The 21,358-nt window shown below is 30.8% G+C and carries 17 protein-coding genes and 1 tRNA gene; 16 read left to right on the top strand and 2 right to left on the bottom strand.

The window, feature by feature from the left end; all coding sequences use genetic code 11:
* The first annotated feature begins 12 nt into the window (after positions 1–12).
* The 5 genes from AJ884_RS02780 (at position 13) to AJ884_RS02760 (ending at position 10,814) form a co-directional block, all read left to right on the top strand.
* Complete coding sequence (locus tag AJ884_RS02780) at positions 13–3,501, top strand: proline dehydrogenase family protein (RefSeq protein WP_070286426.1); 3,489 nt, start codon at positions 13–15, stop codon at positions 3,499–3,501.
* 17 nt (positions 3,502–3,518) lie between these two features.
* Entirely contained in the window at positions 3,519–4,988 is a 1,470-nt protein-coding gene (putP, locus tag AJ884_RS02775) for a sodium/proline symporter PutP (protein ID WP_070286425.1), read from the top strand.
* A 72-nt stretch (positions 4,989–5,060) separates the two neighbouring features.
* Positions 5,061–8,030, top strand: coding sequence for a type I restriction endonuclease subunit R (locus tag AJ884_RS02770; protein ID WP_070286424.1), 2,970 nt, complete (start codon positions 5,061–5,063; stop codon positions 8,028–8,030).
* Entirely contained in the window at positions 8,023–9,288 is a 1,266-nt protein-coding gene (locus tag AJ884_RS02765) for a restriction endonuclease subunit S (RefSeq protein WP_070286423.1), read from the top strand. The genes AJ884_RS02770 and AJ884_RS02765 overlap by 8 nt, the downstream gene beginning before the upstream one ends.
* Entirely contained in the window at positions 9,285–10,814 is a 1,530-nt protein-coding gene (locus tag AJ884_RS02760; RefSeq protein ID WP_070286422.1) for a type I restriction-modification system subunit M, read from the top strand. Before AJ884_RS02765 ends, AJ884_RS02760 begins: the two co-directional genes overlap by 4 nt.
* A 71-nt stretch (positions 10,815–10,885) precedes the next feature.
* On the opposite strand, the gene yedF is transcribed toward AJ884_RS02760, so the two are convergent.
* Positions 10,886–11,113 (bottom strand): sulfurtransferase-like selenium metabolism protein YedF, encoded by a 228-nt coding sequence (yedF, locus tag AJ884_RS02755; protein ID WP_002855447.1) that lies wholly within the window; start codon positions 11,111–11,113, stop codon positions 10,886–10,888.
* Positions 11,114–11,116: 3 nt separating this feature from the next.
* Positions 11,117–12,325: a selenium metabolism membrane protein YedE/FdhT gene (gene yedE / locus AJ884_RS02750; RefSeq protein ID WP_083267221.1), complete on the bottom strand. Its 1,209-nt coding sequence runs from the start codon at positions 12,323–12,325 to the stop codon at positions 11,117–11,119.
* Between the two features lie 139 nt (positions 12,326–12,464).
* On the opposite strand from yedE, the gene AJ884_RS02745 reads away from it, so the two are divergent.
* The 11 genes from AJ884_RS02745 (at position 12,465) to ccoO (ending at position 21,355) form a co-directional block, all read left to right on the top strand.
* Positions 12,465–12,562: transfer RNA gene (locus AJ884_RS02745), tRNA-Sec, on the top strand.
* Positions 12,563–12,589: 27 nt separating this feature from the next.
* Positions 12,590–13,840 (top strand): adenylosuccinate synthase, encoded by a 1,251-nt coding sequence (locus tag AJ884_RS02740; RefSeq protein ID WP_070286421.1) that lies wholly within the window; start codon positions 12,590–12,592, stop codon positions 13,838–13,840.
* Entirely contained in the window at positions 13,837–14,265 is a 429-nt protein-coding gene (locus tag AJ884_RS02735) for a flagellar export protein FliJ (protein WP_070286420.1), read from the top strand. The genes AJ884_RS02740 and AJ884_RS02735 overlap by 4 nt, the downstream gene beginning before the upstream one ends.
* Positions 14,258–14,776 carry a MotE family protein gene (locus AJ884_RS02730; protein ID WP_070286419.1) on the top strand — a complete coding sequence of 173 codons (519 nt, stop codon included), beginning with the start codon at positions 14,258–14,260 and terminating at the stop codon, positions 14,774–14,776. Before AJ884_RS02735 ends, AJ884_RS02730 begins: the two co-directional genes overlap by 8 nt.
* A gap of 92 nt (positions 14,777–14,868) precedes the next feature.
* The gene (locus tag AJ884_RS02725; protein ID WP_070286418.1) at positions 14,869–15,420 is read left to right on the top strand and encodes a DUF507 family protein; all 552 of its coding nucleotides are present in this window, start codon (positions 14,869–14,871) and stop codon (positions 15,418–15,420) included.
* Positions 15,420–16,538 carry a glutamine-hydrolyzing carbamoyl-phosphate synthase small subunit gene (carA, locus tag AJ884_RS02720; RefSeq protein ID WP_002851156.1) on the top strand — a complete coding sequence of 373 codons (1,119 nt, stop codon included), beginning with the start codon at positions 15,420–15,422 and terminating at the stop codon, positions 16,536–16,538. Before AJ884_RS02725 ends, carA begins: the two co-directional genes overlap by 1 nt.
* Complete coding sequence (locus AJ884_RS02715; RefSeq protein ID WP_002870873.1) at positions 16,535–17,194, top strand: sulfite exporter TauE/SafE family protein; 660 nt, start codon at positions 16,535–16,537, stop codon at positions 17,192–17,194. The genes carA and AJ884_RS02715 overlap by 4 nt, the downstream gene beginning before the upstream one ends.
* Complete coding sequence (bumS, locus tag AJ884_RS02710) at positions 17,191–18,402, top strand: butyrate sensor histidiine kinase-like phosphatase BumS (RefSeq protein WP_002862144.1); 1,212 nt, start codon at positions 17,191–17,193, stop codon at positions 18,400–18,402. The genes AJ884_RS02715 and bumS overlap by 4 nt, the downstream gene beginning before the upstream one ends.
* Positions 18,403–18,404: 2 nt before the next feature.
* Positions 18,405–19,085: a butyrate response regulator transcription factor BumR gene (gene bumR / locus AJ884_RS02705; RefSeq protein WP_002862143.1), complete on the top strand. Its 681-nt coding sequence runs from the start codon at positions 18,405–18,407 to the stop codon at positions 19,083–19,085.
* Between the two features lie 125 nt (positions 19,086–19,210).
* Entirely contained in the window at positions 19,211–20,677 is a 1,467-nt protein-coding gene (ccoN, locus tag AJ884_RS02700; protein WP_002880455.1) for a cytochrome-c oxidase, cbb3-type subunit I, read from the top strand.
* 12 nt (positions 20,678–20,689) lie between these two features.
* The gene (gene ccoO, locus AJ884_RS02695; protein WP_002855439.1) at positions 20,690–21,355 is read left to right on the top strand and encodes a cytochrome-c oxidase, cbb3-type subunit II; all 666 of its coding nucleotides are present in this window, start codon (positions 20,690–20,692) and stop codon (positions 21,353–21,355) included.
* Positions 21,356–21,358 lie beyond the last annotated feature (3 nt).

Below are 21,358 nucleotides of genomic sequence, written 5' to 3'. Positions count from 1 at the left end.
AGGAGATACGAAATGATACAAAAAGCTTTAGCCTTAGCTGAAGAATTGCAAGGACAAATAGAAGCTAATATTTTAAATTCTGAAAAAGAATTTCACTCAAAAATGCAAAAACTTCTTAATAATCCCAAAAATAAAGTTATGCTTATAGAACTGCTAGATCGTTCTTTTAGATGTAAAGATAAAAATGCAAGTTTTGAGCTTATAGAATATACTTTGAATAAATATGGTATAGCGGATTTTTTTAGCACCTTTGAAAAATTCCTACTTTTTAGTTTTTTAAATTTTGGTAAATTTGCTCCTAATTTAAGTGTACCTTTTTTTGTCAAACATTTAAGAGAAGATACTAAAGCCATGGTTCTAGATGCAAATCCTAGTGTTTTAGAACCACATATTAAGAAAAGAAAAGAGCAAGATAAAATTACCTTAAATGTGAATTTAATCGGCGAAGAGGTTTTAGGCGAAGCTGAGAGTAAATATCGTATGCAAAAATACGAAGAAGCCTTAAAATCAAGTTATATCACTTATATTTCCATAAAAATTACTACTATTTTTTCACAAATTAATATTATAGATTTTGATTATTCCAAAGAAGAGGTAGTAAAAAGACTAGATTATCTTTATGCTTTAGCCTTGGAAGAAGAGAAAAAACAAGGTGTATCTAAATTTATCAATCTGGATATGGAAGAATTTAGAGATTTAGAACTCACCGTTGTAGCTTTTATGGAAAGTGTGGCTAAATTTGATATTAAAGCGGGGATTGTTTTGCAAGCTTATATTCCTGATTCTTATGAGTATCTTAAAAAACTTTTTGCTTTTTCAAAAGAGAGGGTTTTAAAAGGTATGAAGCCTATTAAGATCCGTTTTGTTAAGGGTGCTAATATGGAAAGTGAAGAAACTATTGCATCTCAAAAAGGCTGGGAGCTTCCTACTTTTTACAAAAAAATAGATACTGATAGCAATTATAATAAAATGCTTGATTTTATTCTTGAAGGAGATAATTATAAATACATCAACATAGGAATTGCAAGTCATAATATCTTTGAGATTGCTTATGCTTATACACGCATAAGTGAAGCGGGTGCTTTAGATTCTTTTACTTTTGAAATGCTTGAAGGTATGAGTTTGCAATGTTCTTATGAATTATCTAAAATGCATGATTTAATCCTTTATGCCCCAGTTTGCGATGAAGCACATTTTAACAATGCCATTGCTTATCTTGTAAGACGCCTTGATGAAAATACAAGTGAAGATAATTTTATGCGTTATTTTTTCAATCTTAAAGTAGGAGATAAAAACTGGAATATCCAAAAAGAACTTTTTTTAAAATCTTTAGAAGGCATAAAAACTCTTGATAACACTACGCATCGCAAGCAAGATAGAAATAAAGAATTAAATATCACAAGTTCTTATGAAAGTAAAAAATTTAGCAACGAAAGTGATACGGATTTTATTTTAGCGCAAAATAGAGCATGGGCTAAAGAAATTAAAGCTAAATATGAAAATTTAAAAGATTATGATGTTTATCCTGTCATAGGTGAGCTTGATTTTAAAGCAGAAAATTTAAATGTTTTAGAAGTTAAAGATAAGATTGAAGATAGAGTGATAGGAAAGGCTTATTTAGCCGGAGAAAAAGAAATCAAACAAGCTTTAGAAGTAGCTAAAAATTCCAAATTTATACAAAAAAGTCATGATGAAATTTATCAAATTTTAGCCAAAAGTGCAAAACTTATGAGAGAAAGAAGAGGGGATTTGATAGGTTTGGCGGCTTTAGAAGTGGGCAAAACCTTTTTAGAGATCGATCCAGAAGTGAGTGAGGCTATTGATTTTATAGAATTTTATCCGCACTCTTTAGAAGAGCTTAAAAAACAAAATCCAAAAGTTACATTCACACCTAAAGGCATAGGGGTTACCATAGCTCCTTGGAATTTTCCTATAGGGATTTCAGTGGGCACCATAGCTGCACCACTAGCTGCAGGTAATGTGGTGATTTATAAACCTTCTTCACTTTCAACCCTAACAGGTTATATGCTTTGTAAGTGTTTTTGGGATGCAGGTATTCCAAAAGACGCTTTGATTTTCTTACCTTCAAAAGGAAGCGATATTTCTAAATATTTACTTGTTGATGAAGCGATTAAATTTTCAATTCTTACAGGAGGAGAGGATACTGCTTATGCTATGTTAAAAGCTAATCCAACCTTGCTTTTAAGTGCTGAAACGGGAGGAAAGAATGCGACTATAGTTTCTAAATTTGCTGATCGTGATAGTGCGATTAAAAATATCATTCATTCTGCGTTTAGCAATAGCGGTCAAAAATGTTCAGCTACTTCTTTGCTAGTCTTAGAAGAAGAGGTTTATCATGATGAAGAATTTAAAAAGACTTTAGTAGATGCTGCAAGTTCTATGGCGGTGGGCAGTCCTTTTGAATTTAAAAATAAATTAGGTGCTTTAGCTGATAAGCCAAGTTCTAAAGTTCAAAAGGCCTTAGATGAATTACAACCTTATGAAGAATGGGCATTAAAACCTAAGTTTTTAGAGGATAATCCTTATTTAATGACTCCAGGCATAAAATACGGTACTAAAAAGGGTGATTTTACCCATATGAATGAACTTTTTGTGCCGATTTTAAGTGTGATGAAGGCTAAAGACTTAAAAGAAGCTATTGATATAGTAAATTCCACAGGTTATGGTTTAACTGCAGGTTTTGAAAGCTTAGATGAAAGAGAATGGGAGTATTTTCACACTCATATAGAAGCAGGAAATATTTATATCAACAAACCAACCACAGGGGCTATAGTGCTTCGCCAACCTTTTGGTGGAATTAAAAAATCAGCTATAGGTTTGGGTAGAAAAGTGGGAATTTATAATTATATCACTCAATTTTTAGAGATTAAGCAAGAAGATTTTGATGATCATTTAATTGAAGATAAATTTTCAAAAAAATTAGCACAAATAGATTTAAAAGAATCACAAGATTTTATGAACGATTTAATTAAAATGTCTCAATCTTATGCTTATCATTATAAAAATGAGTTTAGTGTTTCAAAAGATTATGTCAATATTCGTGGAGAAGATAATCTTTTTTCTTATACTAAAATAAAGAATATGGTTTTAAGACTTTGTGGAAATGAAAGCTTAAAAGATGTTTTAGGGGTGATTTTAGGTGCAAATATTGTAAATATTGATCTAAGTATCAGTTATGATGAACAAGATGTTAGTATGATAGAACGAATTGTTCAAAGCATAGGAGCAAAAGTATTATTTTTAAAAGAAAATAAAGAAAATTTTATCAAGAGTATTAAAGAATATGAAAGAGTGCGTTATTTGGCAAAGCCAGATGTAAATGATGAGATTTATAAAGAGGCTGCAAAGCTTGCTAAAATCATCATAAGAGAAAAGCCATTGTTAAATGGTCGTTTTGAACTTTTAAATTATTTTAATGAAAAAGCTTTAAGTATATCTTTTCATCGCTATGGAAATTTAGGCATTAGAGCAATATCTTAATGATCAAGGAGAGATTGATGGAAGTAGTTCAAATTAATACCCCAATAGCAGTGATGTTTGTAGTTTATGCCTTATTGATGCTTTATATAGGTTTTTATTTTTATAAGCAAAATAAAAATTCAGAAGATTATTTTTTAGGTGGGCGTACTATGGGGCCTGTGATATCTGCACTTAGCGCAGGGGCTTCTGATATGAGTGGTTGGCTTTTAATGGGATTACCAGGAGCTTTATATGTAAGTGGCTTTATAGATTCTTATATTGCGATTGGGCTTACTATAGGAGCTAGTTTAAATTGGATTTTTGTGGCAAAAAGACTTAGAATTTATACCAGTGTGATTGCAAATTCTTTGACTATTCCTGATTATTTTGAAACTCGTTTTGATGATGATAAGCATATACTGCGCATCGTATGTGCGGTGGTAATTTTGATATTTTTTACCTTTTATGTTTCATCAGGGCTTGTAAGTGGAGCAAAACTTTTTGAAAGTACTTTTGGTATCAGATATGATTATGCTTTAACTACTGGAACGATTATTATTGTTGCTTATACTTTTTTAGGTGGATATAAGGCAGTTTGTTGGACGGATATGATACAAGGGTTTTTAATGATGATGGCTTTAATCATTGTGCCTTTGGTTATGCTTTATTATTTAGGTGGCTTTGGTAAAGCGATGAATATAGTAAGAGAAATAAAGCCACAAGCTTTATCTATGGGCGAAGGAGTAGGAGTTATAAGCATTATATCTGCACTTGCTTGGGGTTTGGGTTATTTTGGTCAACCACATATTTTAGTGCGTTTTATGTCGATTCGTTCTACTAAAGATATTCCTATGGCCACTTTTATAGGTATTGCTTGGATGGCGGTTTGTCTTTTAAGTGCTTGTATGATAGGTATTTTGGGCATAGCTTATGTGCATAAATTTGAATTAAGTTTGCAAGATCCTGAAAAGATTTTCATTGTGATGTCGCAACTTTTATTTAATCCTTGGATAGCAGGTATTTTACTCAGTGCTATTTTGGCAGCTATTATGAGTACGGCAAGTTCACAATTGTTGGTTTCAAGTTCTACTATAGCAGAAGATTTTTATAAAAAGATTTTTAGAGAAGATGCGCCAAGTCATGTTGTATTAAATTTAGGTAAATTAGGTGTTTTACTAGTAGCTGTAATAGCGTTTTTGATTTCTACTGATAAAAACTCAAGTGTTTTGAGTATAGTTTCTTATGCATGGGCCGGATTTGGAGCTTCTTTTGGTTCTGTAATGCTTTTTTCTTTATTTTGGAGTAGGATGACAAGAGTAGGAGCGATTTTAGGTATGATAACAGGAGCTGCTACTGTGGTGCTTTGGAAGAATTTTGCAAATTCAGGTCTTTATGAAATAGTTCCAGGGTTTTTAGCAGCTTCGGTGGTGATTATTATTGCAAGTTTGTTTACAAATGTAAGATCTGGAACTAAGGCAGCTTATGAAAAGATGTTAAAAGAGCTTTGAAAATCTCTAAAAATCCCTACTTTTGTAGGGATAATTGTGTATAATTTCCTAAATTATATTTTTAGGTTTTTTATGAATGATTTAATGACGCAAAATGACAACACTACTATTATTACAGAATACAAATTCACACCAAAAGAGCCAAAAGCTTATCAAAGCGAAGAGGATTTAGAAAGATTTCTTATTAAAGAACTTACACTTCAAGGCTATGAGCGATTAAATTTAAGCGATATAAACGATCTTGAATCTAATTTTAAATTACAACTTCAAAGGCTTAATAATATCTCTTTTTCACCGACAGAATGGGAAAGTTTTTATAGGCAAAATATCACTAATCTTAAGCTAACTTTTGAAGATAAAACTAAAATGCTTCAAAGTGATGGTTTTACACTTACACTTGAAAAAGAAGATGGAAGCAAGAAAAATATTATTTTGATAGATAGAGTTAATCCTATTAATAATCACCTTCAAGTTATCTCGCAGTTAAAAAATGAAAATGGAGAATTTAAAAATCGCTATGATGTTAGCATTTTAGTAAATGGACTGCCTTTAGTGCATATTGAGCTAAAAAGGCGTGGGGTGAATCTAAAAGAAGCTTTCAATCAAATCAGGCGTTATCAAAAAGAAAGCTTTTTAGAGGGCAATGCACTTTATGAATTTGTGCAAATTTTTATTATTTCAAATGGCACACTTACTAAATACTATAGCAACACAAACCAGCACAAAGCTAAAAAATCACAAAACGATAATTATGCTTTTTGTATGAGTTTTTCAGATGCTAAAAACAATATTATCGAAGATTTAGAAGACTTTGCAAAAACCTTTTTAGCTAAAAGAAATTTGCTTAATATCCTTACAAAATATTGTGTTTTTAATGCAGATAATGAATTGCTTATCATGCGTCCTTATCAAATCGCAGCAAGTGAGAGGATTATAGATAAAATTAAAATCGCCCATAATCACAAACATTATGGCAGTGTAGAAGCAGGGGGCTATATATGGCATAGCACAGGAAGCGGAAAGACTTTAACTTCCTTTAAAACAGCGATTTTAGCCACAAAACTAAACTTTATTCAAAAAGTGCTTTTTGTTGTAGATAGGAAAGATTTAGACTATCAAACGCAAAAAGAATATGATAAATTTGAAAAAGGTGCAGCTAATGCCACTAAAAATACCAATGAGCTAAAGCGTCGCATAGAAAGCACAAAAGAAGATGAGAAAATTATCATTACCACAATTCAAAAGCTTTCAAAATTCGTGCAAAAATATGAAAATTCTCGCATTTTTGATTCTGAAATCGTCTTTATTTTTGATGAATGCCATAGAAGTCAATTTGGCTTAATGCACGAACAAATTATCAAAAAATTTAAAAAATACTATATTTTTGGTTTTACTGGCACGCCGATTTTTGAAGAAAATGCTAGTAAAAATTATTTTGTTAATAGTGATAAAAATTTAGAGCTTAAAACCACGCAAAGCACTTTTGGTGCTTGTTTGCATTCCTATACGATTTTAAATGCGATAAAAGATAAAAATGTCTTACCTTTTAAAGTAAGTTATCATTCTACAATGAAGCAAATTGAAAGTGATTCAGATAAGAAAATTCTAACCATTGATAGAGAATCAAGCCTTTTAAATGATGAAAGAATAGAAAAAATCACAAGCTATATTTTAGAGAATTTTAATCGTCACACCAAAAGACAAAACGCTTATATGCTTAAAAATCAAAGAGTGCAAGGTTTTAACGCTATTTTTGCTACCGCTAGTGTGGATTTTGCCAAAAAATATTATGAAGAATTTAGCAGACAATTAAAACAAAACAAACAAGATTTAAAAGTTGGCATTATTTACTCTTATGAACAAAATGAAGATTTAGATGAGTTTGCAAGTGATAGTCAAAGTGCAAAAGAGTTTTTAAACAATGCGATAAAAGATTATAATAGCTATTTTAAAAGTGATTTTAGCTTAAAAAAATTTGATAATTATTATAAAGATATATCCCAAAAGCTTAAAAATAAAGAGCTAGATTTGCTTATAGTTGTTAATATGTTTTTAACAGGCTTTGATTCTAAAACGATCAATACTCTTTATATGGATAAAAATCTCAAATACCACGGATTATTGCAGGCTTTTTCACGCACCAATAGAATCTTAAATGAGCAAAAAAATTGCGGCAATGTCGTGTGTTTTAGAGATTTAGAAAATGCCACAAATGAAAGCTTAAAAATGTTTGGTGATGAAAAAGCATCAAGCATTGTTTTGCTAGAAAATTTTGCTTTTTATTTTGAAAAATATAGTGCGTTAGTGGATGAATTAAAACAAAAATTTGAACTTTTAAATTTTCCATTAAAAAGCGAAAAAGAGCAAAAAGAATTCATTAAAATTTTCAATGAAATTTTAAAACTAGAAAATATTTTAAATCTCTTTGATGAATTTAAAAACCCTTTAAACATCAGAGATAAACAAGACTATCAAAGCTACTATTTAGAGCTTTATACTGCAATCAAAAATGAAAAAAGAGTGGAAAAAGAAAATATCAATGATGATTTAATCTTTGAAATCGAGCTGATTAAACAAAATGAGATCAATGTAGACTTTATATTGTTCTTGCTTGAAGAGTATCACAAAGATTCCAAAGAAAAGACAAAAGAAAATATTTTAAAAACCATTATTTCAAACCCAAGCCTAAGGGATAAAAAAGAGCTAATCGAAGGGTTTTTAAATGAGATTGATCATAATAAAAATAGCGATTATAAAAGCCTTTTTGAAAGTTTTATGCAAAGAAAAAAAGAGCAAGAATTACAAAAAATCATAGAAGATGAAAATCTAAATGAATATTTGACAAAAGAATATTTAGATGAAGCCTTTGGGCTAAATTTCTTCCAAGATAAAGGAGAGGGCATAGGAAGACTTTTACCGCTTATTAATCCTTTTGCTCCAAAGAGTGAAGGAAATGATGAAAAACGACAACAAATCATTAATAAACTTAAGAGTTTTTTTGATAAATTTGTAGTTTTTCTTAAAAAGGAAGAGAATGAATAAAATAGAAAAATTATTAAATGAGCTTTGTCCTAATGGCGTGGAGTTTAAGAGTTTATGGGAAATTGGGGAGTTGTCAAATACAGGAGTTGATAAAAAAATAAGAGAAAACCAAAAAGAAGTTTTTCTTTTAAATTTTTTAGATGTGATGAATAATCACTGTATTAATAAAAATATTCCTTCAATGAAAGTAACTGCCTCAGAAGCTGAAATACAAAAATGTAATATTTTAAAAAATGATTTATTTATTACTCCATCGTCTGAGAATATTAATGAAATTGGTTTTGCTTCTGTTGCAATTGAAGATATGCCTAATGTTTGTTATAGTTATCATATTATGCGTTTTAGGATTTTCAATAGACAAATTAATCCTTATTTTTTGAGATATTGTTTTGATTCTGAGAATCTGCGAAAACAAATTTTAAAAAATGCACAAGGAATTACTAGATTTGGTTTAACTCAACCCAAGTGGAAAAATCTCCAAATCCCTATCCCACCGCTTGAAATTCAAGAAGAGATAGTAAAGATTCTAGATACTTTTACAGAGCTAGAAGCAGAGCTAGAAGCAGAGCTAGAAGCAGAGCTAGAAGCCCGCCGCCGTCAATATGAGTATTATCGCAACAAGCTTTTATCTTTTGAGTATCTAAAAACTAATGGGGGGGGGTATAAGCTAAAAATGTTAGGGGAAATAGGAAAATTTACTCGCGGAAACGGTTTGCAAAAAAAGGATTTACTAGATTCTGGAATCCCTTGCATTCATTACGGACAGATTCATACTTATTATGAGAACTATACGCACACCACTAAAAGTTTTGTTAGTGCCGAAAATGCTAAAAAACTCAAAAAGGCTAAAAAAGGTGATTTAGTCATTGCGGGTGCTAGTGAAAATATAGAAGATGTTTGCAAAGCGGTTGTATATTTAGGTGAAAGTGATGTATACATTAGCGGAGATAGTTTTGCTTTCTCTCATTCTTTAAATCCTAAATATGTGAGTTATGTGTTTCAAGGCGAACAATTTATAGAATATAAGAAAAAATACGCACAAGGAACTAAGGTAATGCGATTAAGCATTGAAAGGCTTAAGCAATTCCAGATCCCAATTCCTTCACTAGAAACCCAAGAAAAAATTGTTAGCATTTTAGATAAATTCCACGCACTTACCACGGATTTACAAAGTGGAATCCCCGCAGAGATAGAAGCAAGAAAAAAGCAGTATGAATACTATAGAAATCAATTATTAACTTTTAAGGAAGCCATATGAAAAGCGTTGTAGAGAGAGAAGAATTACACAAAACCATTTGGAAGATAGCAAATGATTTGCGTGGAAGTGTCGATGGCTGGGATTTTAAAAGTTATGTTTTGGGATTTTTATTTTATTATTTTATCTGCGAGAATCTAAAAAATTATGTTTTAAAATCTTTTGAGCAAGATTATGAAAATTTAAGCGATGAGATGGCAGAAAATGGTAGAGATACAATCATTAATGCTAAAGGATTTTTTATAAAGCCAAGCCATCTTTTTTCAAATATGTTTAAAAATGCAAAATTAGAAAATTTAAATGAAAAACTAAGTGTAGTTTTTAAAGAGATAGAATCTAGTGCTAATGGAAGTGAGAGCGAAAAAAGTTTTAAAGGGCTTTTTGATGATTTGGATCTCTACTCTAATAAACTTGGAGCGGATAATAAAGAGCGTAATAAAAAGATTTTAAGGATTATGGAAACAATAAGTGAGCTTGATTTACACTATAATGAAAATGAGATCGATGCTTTTGGTGATGCTTATGAGTTTTTAATGACAATGTATGCAAGTAATGCAGGTAAAAGCGGGGGAGAGTTTTTCACTCCACAAGAAGTAAGCAAACTTTTGGTAGAAATTACTTTGTATAATAATGCTAAGCCAAATAAAGTCTACGATCCTGCTTGTGGGAGTGGATCGCTACTTTTGCAATACAAAAAATCACTAAAAAGCGATCCTAAAAAGGGCTATTTTGGGCAAGAGATCAATATCACTACCTACAACCTTGCTAGAATGAATATGTTCTTACATGATGTAAATTACACACGCTTTGATATCGCACACGGCAATACTTTGATAAATCCTAGTGAAAATCATAAAGAGCTAGAGCCTTTTGATGCAATAGTTAGTAATCCGCCTTATAGTACCAAATGGGAGGGCAAAGACAATGCACTTTTAATCAATGATGAGAGATTTAACAAAGCAGGGGTTTTAGCACCCACTTCAAAAGCTGACTTGGCTTTTGTGATGCACTCACTTTCTTGGCTTAGCGAGAAAGGAAGTGCTGCGATTGTCTGCTTTCCTGGGGTAATGTATAGAAGTGGAGCAGAAAAAGAGATAAGAAAATATATGATAGAAGAAAATTTTGTAGATTGTGTGATCTCTCTAGCACCAAATCTTTTCTTTGGGACAAGCATTGCGGTGTGTATTTTGGTGCTTAGAAAGAATAAAACTGATAAAAATACACTATTTATCAATGCAAATGAAGAATTTATCAAAGTAACTAATAAAAATATGCTAAGCAAGGAAAACTTAGAAAATATCTTAAAACTTTATAAAGATAGAAAAGAAGTGCCACATTTAACTAAGCTTGTAAGCATTGAAGAGATCGCAAAAAATGATTATAACTTAAGCGTATCAAGCTATGTAGAAGCAAAAGATACAAGAGAGATAATCGACATAAAAGCACTAAATAAAGAAATAGAAGAGATTGTAAAACGCCAAAGTGTTTTAAGAAATAGAATTGATAACTTGGTGCGTGAGCTTGAATGATTAAGGTTTAGAGTGAGAATAATTTTAGATGAATATTCTCACTATTTTTTAAAGCTTAAAAATTAATATTTTCAAGGCTTTTGGATTAAAAATCTTAGCGTGGGTCCACTTTGATCGATTTCAAGTACTTTAAAACCACGGTTTTTTGCATCTTGAGGTATGGAATTGATACTTTGTGGACAATCACAAAGTACTTCTAAAATTTCTCCACTTTTAAGCTTGGGTAAGACATCAAGTGTTGCTATAGCAGGATAAGGGCAAGCTTCACCTTGCAAATTTAAACTATAAGTAATTTTCATTGTTTATCCTTTAAGTTGATTTTTAAAGAAGTGTTTTTTATAAAATACCACAAAAGCAAACATTAGGATAAATAAAACAAGGTTGATAAAAAATCCATTTAAATTTCCAAATTCGGTTAAAAGATTGATTTTTATACCTTCTTTAAAAGCCTTTGGTAAAAAGTCATAACTTAAGGCTAAAATCATAGTTCCTATTATATTTGCAATTCCTACTATCATAAAATGACTTTGCCCTTCAAAGGCACGATAAGCCCAACCACACTCACAACCTCCGGCAAAAACTATGCTAAAACCAAACAAAAATGCTCCCACAGCTACAGCAGGAGAAAGTTCTATGAGTTTGCTAGTATGACCTTGCAAGATAAAAGCAAAAGCGATTAAAGAAGCGATAATCATGCCGAGTAATGCACCTTTTATAGCATTATCTCTACCAGATAAAAATAAATCTCTAAAGCAAGAAGTAAAACAAATTTGTCCTCTAGAAATAACAAAGCCAAAAACAAAACCAAAAATCAGTGCTAAAGCTAGAAGACTTTGTTTGTTTTGTGTGCTGATATTGCCATTTGTAAAAACAAGATAAAACACCCAAGCTAAAAAGACTATGAAAAGCAATATGCCTAAGTTAAAATATAGTTTTGTACGCAAACTTTGCTTGTTTAGCAGCAAGTTTTCTTTATTTACCCGTTCTAATTTAGCTTTAGGTTTAAAAAAGGAAGTGTTGCAAATTTTTACTCCTAGATAAATTCCTAAAACCATAAAAACAGTAAAAAGCCAAGCGTGTAAAGAAAAATAAGGTAAACCTGTAAAAAAATTAGCTAAATTGCATCCAAATGCAAGTCTTGCTCCATATCCTGAAAGAATTCCACCTACTATTGCTTGAAAAATTCTTATATTGCTAGCAGGTAGACGAAATTTGACTTTGTTAGCTAAAAGTGCGGCTACTAAACAACCTATAAACATACCTATGAGCATAATACCATCAGTTCTTGTTAAAGGGGTTCCATTTAAATTTTGCTTTTGGTAATAAGAATATCCATCTAAATTCATACCTAAAAGTTCTAAAAATTCACCGCCCCAACGCGTCATTTCTCCAGTAACAGCCCAAACGCCACCAAAAATCCCAAAATACACTGCGCTTAAAATTCCAAGTGCCATCATAGAATGGGAATTGTCCCAAAAATTGATTAAATATTTTTGTTTAAAAGAATTCAAAGAAAGATCCTAAAAATGTAATCATCAAAACTTGATGCTAAAAAAGAGTGAGATTATAGCTTAAATTTAATATGAAGTCAAAAAGAATATTAATAAATTTATTTTGTTTTTCATTAAAAATCGCTATAATTATCACTTTGGAAGATTAGCGTATCTGGTGATCGCCACTGACTTCAAATCAGATGAAAGGATAGTTGACTATTCTTTGGGGAGTTCGATTCTCTCATCTTCTCGCCAATATTAAGTAAAATCAAGGAAATTTTTATGAGCAAAGCAGATATTATTGTCGGCATTCAATGGGGCGATGAAGGAAAAGGTAAGGTAGTTGATAAATTATGTGAAAATTATGATTTTGTTTGCAGAAGTGCAGGTGGACACAATGCAGGACATACGATTTGGGTAAATGGTGTAAGATATGCGCTTCATCTTATGCCAAGTGGAGTTTTGCATCCAAGATGTATTAATATTATCGGAAATGGAGTTGTGGTTTCTCCTGAAGTATTGATTGCTGAAATGGCTCAATTTGAAAATTTAAAAGGTAGATTATATATCAGTGATAGAGCTCATTTAAATTTAAAACATCATTCTTTGATAGACATTGCAAAAGAAAAACTCAAAGGCAAAAATGCCATAGGAACAACAGGTAAGGGTATAGGACCTTCTTATGCAGATAAGATTAATCGTACAGGACATAGAGTTGGAGAGCTTTTAGAACCACAAAGACTTTGTGAGGCTTTGATGAAAGATTTTGAAGCTAATAAAACTTTTTTTGAAATGCTTGAAATTGAAATTCCAAGTGCTGAAGAATTGCTTGCTGATTTAAAACGCTTTAATGAAATTTTAACTCCTTATATTACAGATACTACAAGAATGCTTTGGAAGGCTTTAGATGAAGATAAAAGAGTACTTTTAGAAGGAGCTCAGGGCTCTATGCTTGATATTGATCATGGAACTTATCCTTATGTTACAAGTTCAAGTACTATTTCAGCAGGCGCTTTAACAGGACTTGGGTTAAATCCTAAAGAAGCGGGAAATATTATAGGTATTGTAAAAGCTTATGCAACGCGTGTGGGAAATGGAGCTTTTCCTACTGAGGATAAGGGCGAAGATGGAGAAAAAATTGCACAAATTGGAAAAGAAATTGGCGTAAGCACGGGACGTAAAAGACGTTGCGGGTGGTTCGATGCAGTTGCTGTAAGATATACAGCAAGGCTTAATGGTCTTGATGCTTTATCTTTGATGAAGCTTGATGTTTTAGATGGTTTTGAAAAGATAAAAATTTGTCGTGCTTATGAATATAAGGGCATAGAAATTGATTACATACCAAGCGATTTAGAAAATGTTCAACCTATTTATGAAGAAATGGATGGTTGGGATAAAGTTTTTGGTATAAAAGATTATGATTTATTGCCAGAAAATGCTAAAAAATATATAGCAAGACTTGAAGAGCTTGCAGGGGTTAAAGTAAAGTATATTTCCACTAGCCCTGAAAGAGATGATACTATCATCTTATGAAAAGTAAATATAATTCTGTTGTAAAAGTAAGAAAACAACAACTTGATAAAGCAGAATCAAATCTTAATCAAGCCAAACAAAGACAGCTTGAACATGAAAAAGCTTATGAACTTTCACGCCAAGAGTGTCAAAGTTTAGGCGTATTGCCAAAATCAGGATCTATAGCAGAGTTAAGATCAAATTTAAGTATGGCGCAAGTAGGACGCGAGGCTTTGGCAAGAGCTAAGGAGAAAGTAGAACTTTCTAAAAAAGAAATGAATCATTATCAGTTTTTATATCAAAAAGCGCATTTAGATTATGAAAAAATGAAGGCTTTGGAAACTGAAGAAATTAAACAAAAACAAAAAGAACTTGCGAAGGCTGAAGAAAAATTTTTAGATGAAATTGCAATCAGTCGTTTTTTCAAAGGGGAAAAAGATGATTAAAAAAATTATATTGTTAGTTTTTATTTCAAGTGTAGTTTTTGGAGCTGAACAGGATTGTGAGCAGTATTTTGAAGCTAGAAAAGCTCAAATTGAATTGCAAACTAGAGAATTTGATGAAGCAAGACAATCTTTAGAAGCTTATAAAGCCTCTTTTGAAGCTTTGCAAAAAGAAAGGCTTGAAAATTTAGAAAAAAAAGAGGCTGAGGTTAATGCGACTTTGGCAAAAATTGAAGAATTAAAACTTGAAAACGCAAGGCTTGTAGAAGAACAACAAAAGATTTTAAATTCAATCAATGATAAAACTCAAGGTAGGGTTAAAGAAATTTACTCCCAAATGAAAGATGCAGCCATTGCAGATGTTTTAAGTCAAATGGATGCAGAGGATGCAAGTAAAATAATGCTTTCTTTGGAATCGCGTAAAATTTCAGGTGTTTTGTCTAAAATGGATCCAAAAAAAGCTAGCGAGCTTACTTTGCTTTTGAAAAATTTAGATAATAATGCTAGTAATTAGGTGATTAAAAGAATGAAAATTTTTCATTTTTAACATTCTTTTACCAAAAATAAGCTATTATTTCAAACATTATTAAATAAAAGGTTTTCAAGATGCGTATAAAATTACCACATATTCCTTATATCGCAAATAAAATGATGTTAGATATAGCTAATTCTTCTTTTGTAGAAATTAAAGATCAGTCAGAAAAGCTTAAGGTATGTATAATAGAAGTTTTAGAGAAAGATATTCTAAATGAAAGAAAATTAGATGAAAGAGTAAAAGAACTTTTAGAGCAACAAGAAGATGAAATGGAACTTATGCAAGTAGATCGTAAAAATATGTTTTGGCTTGTGAAGAAAAAGTTAGCTCCCGAATTTAATGTGATTTTAGATTCTGAAGATAGACATAATCATCTAGCGCATCAAATTTTAGAAGAACTTGTAGAGAATGATTATATTAATTTTATAGTGAGCGAAAATAGAGTTAAAAATTTAATCTTTTCAAGCATAGAGTCTTATCTTAAAATTTATGAAAAACTTGAAGATGAGGTTTATGAGAAAATTAGCAATTATAAAACAAAACCTATTCCAGGTAGTGAAGAATACGATCTTATCTTTGAAAAACTCTATCAAGAAGAGCTTAGAAAAAAAGGTATGTTTTAATGAAGGCTTATATTTATTTAGAAAATGATATTTTTTTAAGTGCTAAGGCTTTTGGAAAGAGCGGTACTTTTTTTGGAGAGCTTGTATTTAACACTTCTTTAACAGGATATCAAGAAATTATTTCAGATCCTTCTTATGCAGGGCAATTTATCGTATTTTCCATGCCAGAAATTGGTATAGTGGGAACTAATGAAAATGATAATGAAAGTAAGGAAATTTTTGCAAGCGGTGTTTTAATGCGTGAATTAAGTTCCAGTTTTTCAAATTTTCGCGCTAAAGAAAGTCTGCAAGATTATCTTGAAAAACATGGAAAAATAGGAATTTATGAACTTGATACGAGATATCTAGTAAAAATGATAAGAAATAATGGCAATTTAAGAGCTGTAATTTCAACTGAAATTTCAAATAAAGAAGATTTAAAAATCGCCTTAGAAAAATCAGCAAAAATTGATGAAGTAAATTTTGTAAAAGAAGTTAGCACTAAGAAAAATTATTCTCATAAACAAGGTGTTTGGAACGCTAGTTTTCAAAAATTTAATGATGCTAAAAGAAGTGAGAAAAAAGTTGCTGTTATAGACTATGGTGTTAAAACAAATATCCTAAATGAACTTGTAGAAGTAGGTTTTGAAGTAGAAGTTTATCCATATAATGTTAAAGCAGATGAGTTGATTACTCTGTATAAAAAAGGTGAAATTCAAGGCGTGTTTCTTTCTAATGGTCCAGGTGAGCCAAGGATTTTAAAACAAGAGATTGCAGAGATTAAAAAACTTGCAGAAGCTAAAATTCCTATGCTTGGAATTTGCTTAGGTCACCAGCTTTTAAGTAATGCTTTTGGATATGAAACTTATAAAATGAAATTTGGACAACATGGAGCAAATCATCCTGTGATCAATCTTGATACAAAAACGGTAGAAATTACCGCACAAAATCATAATTATAATGTTCCAGAAGAATTAGCTCAAGTGGCTCATATCACTCATAGAAATTTATTTGGCGATAATGTTGAAGGAGTAAGATATAAAGACTATCCTATTATTTCAGTGCAACATCACCCGGAAAGTTCTTCAGGTCCTCATGAAAGTAAGTACATTTTTAAAGAATTTATGAATTTGATGTGAGTATAGATTTTTTAGCTATTATCAGCGTTGCTTTTTTATCTAGTTTTGGACACTGCTATTCTATGTGTGGTGGTTTTAATTTACTTTTTATAAATTTAAATTCAAAAAGCAATAATTTATTTTTATTAACTTTTATTTATCATTTGTTTAGAATTTTTGCTTATATTGTTTTAGGGATAATTTTTGGGACTTTTGGGAATATCTTGGCAATCAATGCTAAGGTTCAAAGTTTGTCATTTTTTATTCTTGGTATATTTATGATGATTTTGGGTTTTGCTCTTATTTTTAGAGGCAATATGTTATCTTTTATTGAAAATAATGTTTTTTTTGATAGTTTTGTAAAGAAAATTATTAAAAAATCTAAAAATTTTAAAGGATTAAAATCAGCTATATTTTTAGGATTTTCAAATGGTTTTGTTCCTTGTGGATTGGTGTATTTTTTTATAGCCAATGCAATAAGTAAGCAAAATATTTTTGAAGGTATTTTGGTAATGATGATTTTTGGAATATCAACTTTACCTGCGATGTTATTTTTTTCTAAAATTTCACAATTTTTTAGTGATTTTTTGAAAAATTTGTTTAATTATTTATCGTATGGCATTATTGTTTGTTACGGTATAAATCTTGCCTATATAGGTTTTAAGGCTTTTCAATGAAAGATTTTTTTAAAGATCAGTTTTTTAAAGCTCTGGAAAAAAATACAATTTTTTCAAGAGCTGATGTGCAAGGAAATTTAATTTTTGTCAGTGATAAGCTTTGTCAAATAAGTGGATATAGCAAAAAAGAGCTTATAGGAAAAAAACATTCAATATTTAAACATCCAGATGTTGATGAATGTTATGTTGAGAAGCTTTTAAAAGATCTTTCATATAAAAAGCCTTATCAGGTTATTTTTAAAAATATTGATAAATTAGGCAAAACCTTCTATCTTGAAACTTTGTTAATCCCCATATTGGATAAAAATAATGAATTAATAGAAATAGTAGCACTTTCTCATGATGTCAGTAATTCTTTTAAGCTTAATGAAGAGCTTGCTCTAAATCACGCTAAATTAAGAGAATTAAGTATTAATCTTGAAAATACAGTTAAAAATCACCAACAAGAATTTATACAGTTAGGTAAAAAATTTGAGAAAAAAATGAAAATTGCCTTGGAAAAAAATGAAAAAGATATTAAAATAGCATATGAAGAGATTTTGAAATCTTCATTAGAACAAATGATTAGTGATATAGCACATCAATGGAGACAACCGTTAAATGAGCTTGGTATTGCCATGTTTCAAATGAAGCAAAATCTTAAAGATGAAAAAGGATTTGCTGAAATTTATTCACAATCAAAAGATATGATTAAAAATATGTCAGAAACAATTGATGTGTTTAGAACTTTGTTTAACAAAGGAGTAGAGCAGTGTGTATTTATAAAAGAGACTTTAAATAAAGCCTTAGAAATTGCTTTTGAAACTATAGAAAAAAATCATGTAAATATTAATATTGTTTCGAAAAGTGATTATGAAGTTTTAGCGTATGAGAATGGTTTAATAAGAGTTTTTCTTAATTTGATTTTAAATTCAATAGAGGCATTTAAAAACAAAAAAAGGAAAATCATAACAATAAATTTTTCAAAATTTGGAAAAAACTATCTGAAAATTACAATAAAAGATAATGCTGGTGGGATTGATAAAGAAAATTTAGATAAAATTTTTCAACCTTATTTTACAACAAAACATCCCAGTCAGGGTATAGGAGTAGGACTTTATATAAGTAGACAAATTATTGAAAGTTTCCAAGGAAAAATAAAAGTTAAGAATGGAAAAGATGGGGCTTGTTTTGAGGTATTTTTAAAACTAAAAGAGAGGGTAGAGTAGAAATGTCACAAGAATGTAAAGAATTGATAATATTAGTAGTTGAAGATGAAATTAAGACTAGAGAATCATTGATTAATGTATTAAGCGAACGCTTTAGTAAAGTAATCGGAGCTCAAAATGGAGATGAGGGGCTTAAAAAATTTAAAAAATTTAAGCCGGATTTAGTTATCACAGATATTGCTATGCCTATTATGGATGGGCTTGATATGGCAAGAGAGATTAAGGAAATTTCAGATGATGTCCCAATTGTTGTTCTTAGTGCGTATTCAGAGAAAGAGAGACTTTTGCGTTCTATTGATATTGGTATAGATAAATATTTGATCAAACCTGTTGATATAGAAGAGTTGTTTAAAGTTTTAGATTATCTGATAGGCGAAAAAATTGAAGCAAATATGCTTGTAAAAATTTCTGAAGAATATCAATTTAACAAAACTAAAAGAACTTTGATTTACAATGGTGAAGAAATTGTTTTAACTAAAAAAGAATTAGCTTTTATTTCTTTGCTTTTAAAGCAACCTGGGGCTTTGGTTTTGCATGAAGATATAAAGAAAAATGTTTGGATAGGTGAACATGTGAGTGATACTGCTGTTAGAACTTTTATTAAAAGAGTAAGAGATAAAGTGGGTGAAGATTTTATAAAAAATGTGCCAAGTTTAGGTTATAAGATAAATATCAATAAATAAGACTGATTTAGCCTTAAAATATAAAGCATAACAAATGATTAACAAAATTATCATTTTTAAGAAAAAATGTATAATTAATATTCTATAATATTCTCTTATTATCAAAAATTTTAAGGAGAAAGTCGATGCATCCAGGTAATGTATTAAATTACGACTATACGGTTGCAAGATATTTTATGTTTACAACCGTATTGTTTGGCATTGTTGGTATGGCTATAGGAACTCTTATAGCTTTTCAAATGGCATATCCTAACTTAAATTATTTAGCAGGAGAATATGCTACTTTTTCAAGACTTAGACCACTTCATACTTCAGGTGTGATTTTTGGTTTTATGCTTTCAGGGATTTGGGCAACTTGGTATTATATAGGTCAGCGTGTTCTTAAGGTAAGTATGGCTGAGTCAAGATTTTTAATGGCTGTTGGTAAGCTTCATTTTTGGCTTTATGTGCTTACTATGGTTTTAGCTGTTATATCTTTGTTTATGGGTGTGACTACATCTAAAGAATATGCAGAGCTTGAGTGGCCTTTAGATATTCTTGTTGTTCTTGTTTGGGTTTTATGGGGTGTAAGTATTTTTGGACTTATTGGAATTCGCCGTGAAAAAACTCTTTATATTTCTTTATGGTATTATATAGCTACATTTTTAGGTATAGCTATGCTTTATCTTTTTAACAACATGGAAGTACCAACTTATTTTGTTACTGGAATGGGTAAATGGTGGCATAGTGTATCAATGTATGCAGGAACAAATGATGCTTTAGTACAATGGTGGTATGGACATAATGCTGTGGCATTTGTATTTACTGTGGGTATTATTGCTCAAATTTATTACTTCTTGCCAAAAGAAAGTGGTCAGCCGATTTTCTCTTATAAACTCTCTTTATTTGCATTTTGGGGCTTAATGTTTGTTTATCTTTGGGCAGGTGGTCACCATTTGATTTATTCAACTGTACCTGATTGGATGCAAACTATGGGTTCGGTTTTCTCTATAGTATTGATTTTACCTTCTTGGGGTTCAGCGATTAATATCTTACTTACTATGAAAGGTGAGTGGAGCCAGCTTCGCGAGAGTCCATTGATTAAATTTATGATTTTGGCATCAACTTTCTATATGTTCTCAACACTTGAAGGGCCAATTCTTTCAATTAAGTCTGTTAATGCTTTAGCACACTTTACAGATTGGATTCCAGGACATGTTCATGATGGAACATTAGGTTGGGTAGGATTTATGACTATGGCTGCGCTTTATCATATGACTCCTAGAGTTTTCAAAAGAGAGCTTTATAGCAAATCTTTAATGGAAGCTCAATTTTGGATCCAAACCACAGGTATAGTTCTTTATTTTGCTTCAATGTGGATTGCGGGTATTACTCAAGGTATGATGTGGAGAGCGACAGATGAGTATGGTAACTTGCTTTATAGCTTTATTGATACTGTTGTGGCTATTGTTCCTTATTATTGGATTAGAGCGATTGGTGGATTGTTGTATCTTATCGGTTTCTTTATGTTTACTTATAATATTTACAAAACAATTGCTTGTGGAAGAGTGCTTGATAAAGAACCAAAAAGCGCTTCGCCTATGGCAGCATAAAAAGGAGAAAATATGTTTAGTTGGTTAGAAAAAAATCCATTCTTTTTTGCTGTAGCTGTTTTTGTAGTGATTGCTTATGCAGGCATAGTTGAAGTTTTACCAAATTTTGCAGAAAATGCAAGACCAATTGAAGGTAAAAAACCTTATACGGTTTTACAACTTGCAGGACGTGCAGTATATATTAAAGATAGTTGTAATGCTTGTCATTCACAGCTTATTCGTCCATTTAAATCAGAAACAGATCGTTATGGTATGTATTCTGTAAGTGGTGAATTTGCTTATGATAGACCTTTTCTTTGGGGTTCAAAAAGAACAGGACCTGATCTTGCTCGTGTAGGAAATTATAGAACAGCTGATTGGCATGAAAATCATATGTGGGATCCTACTTCTGTTGTTCCAGATTCTATTATGCCTTCATATAAGCATATGTTTAAAAATAATGCAGATATTGAAACTGCTTATGCTGAGGCTTTAACCGTGAAAAAAGTTTTCAATGTTCCTTATGATACAGAAAATGGAACAAAACTTGGTTCTTGGGAGGATGCGCAAGCTGAAGTAAAAGCTGAAGCTCAGGCTATAGTTGATCAAATGAAAAATCAAGAAGTAAAAGATGCTTTTGCTAAAGGTGAAATCAAAGAAATAGTTGCTTTGATCGCTTATTTAAATAGCTTAAAGTAAGAT

The sequence above is a fragment of the Campylobacter sp. BCW_6463 genome (genome assembly GCF_001762785.1).
In the GTDB taxonomy this organism is placed as follows: Bacteria; Campylobacterota; Campylobacteria; order Campylobacterales; family Campylobacteraceae; genus Campylobacter_D; species Campylobacter_D jejuni.
This window is presented reverse-complemented; position numbering and strand designations above follow the sequence as displayed.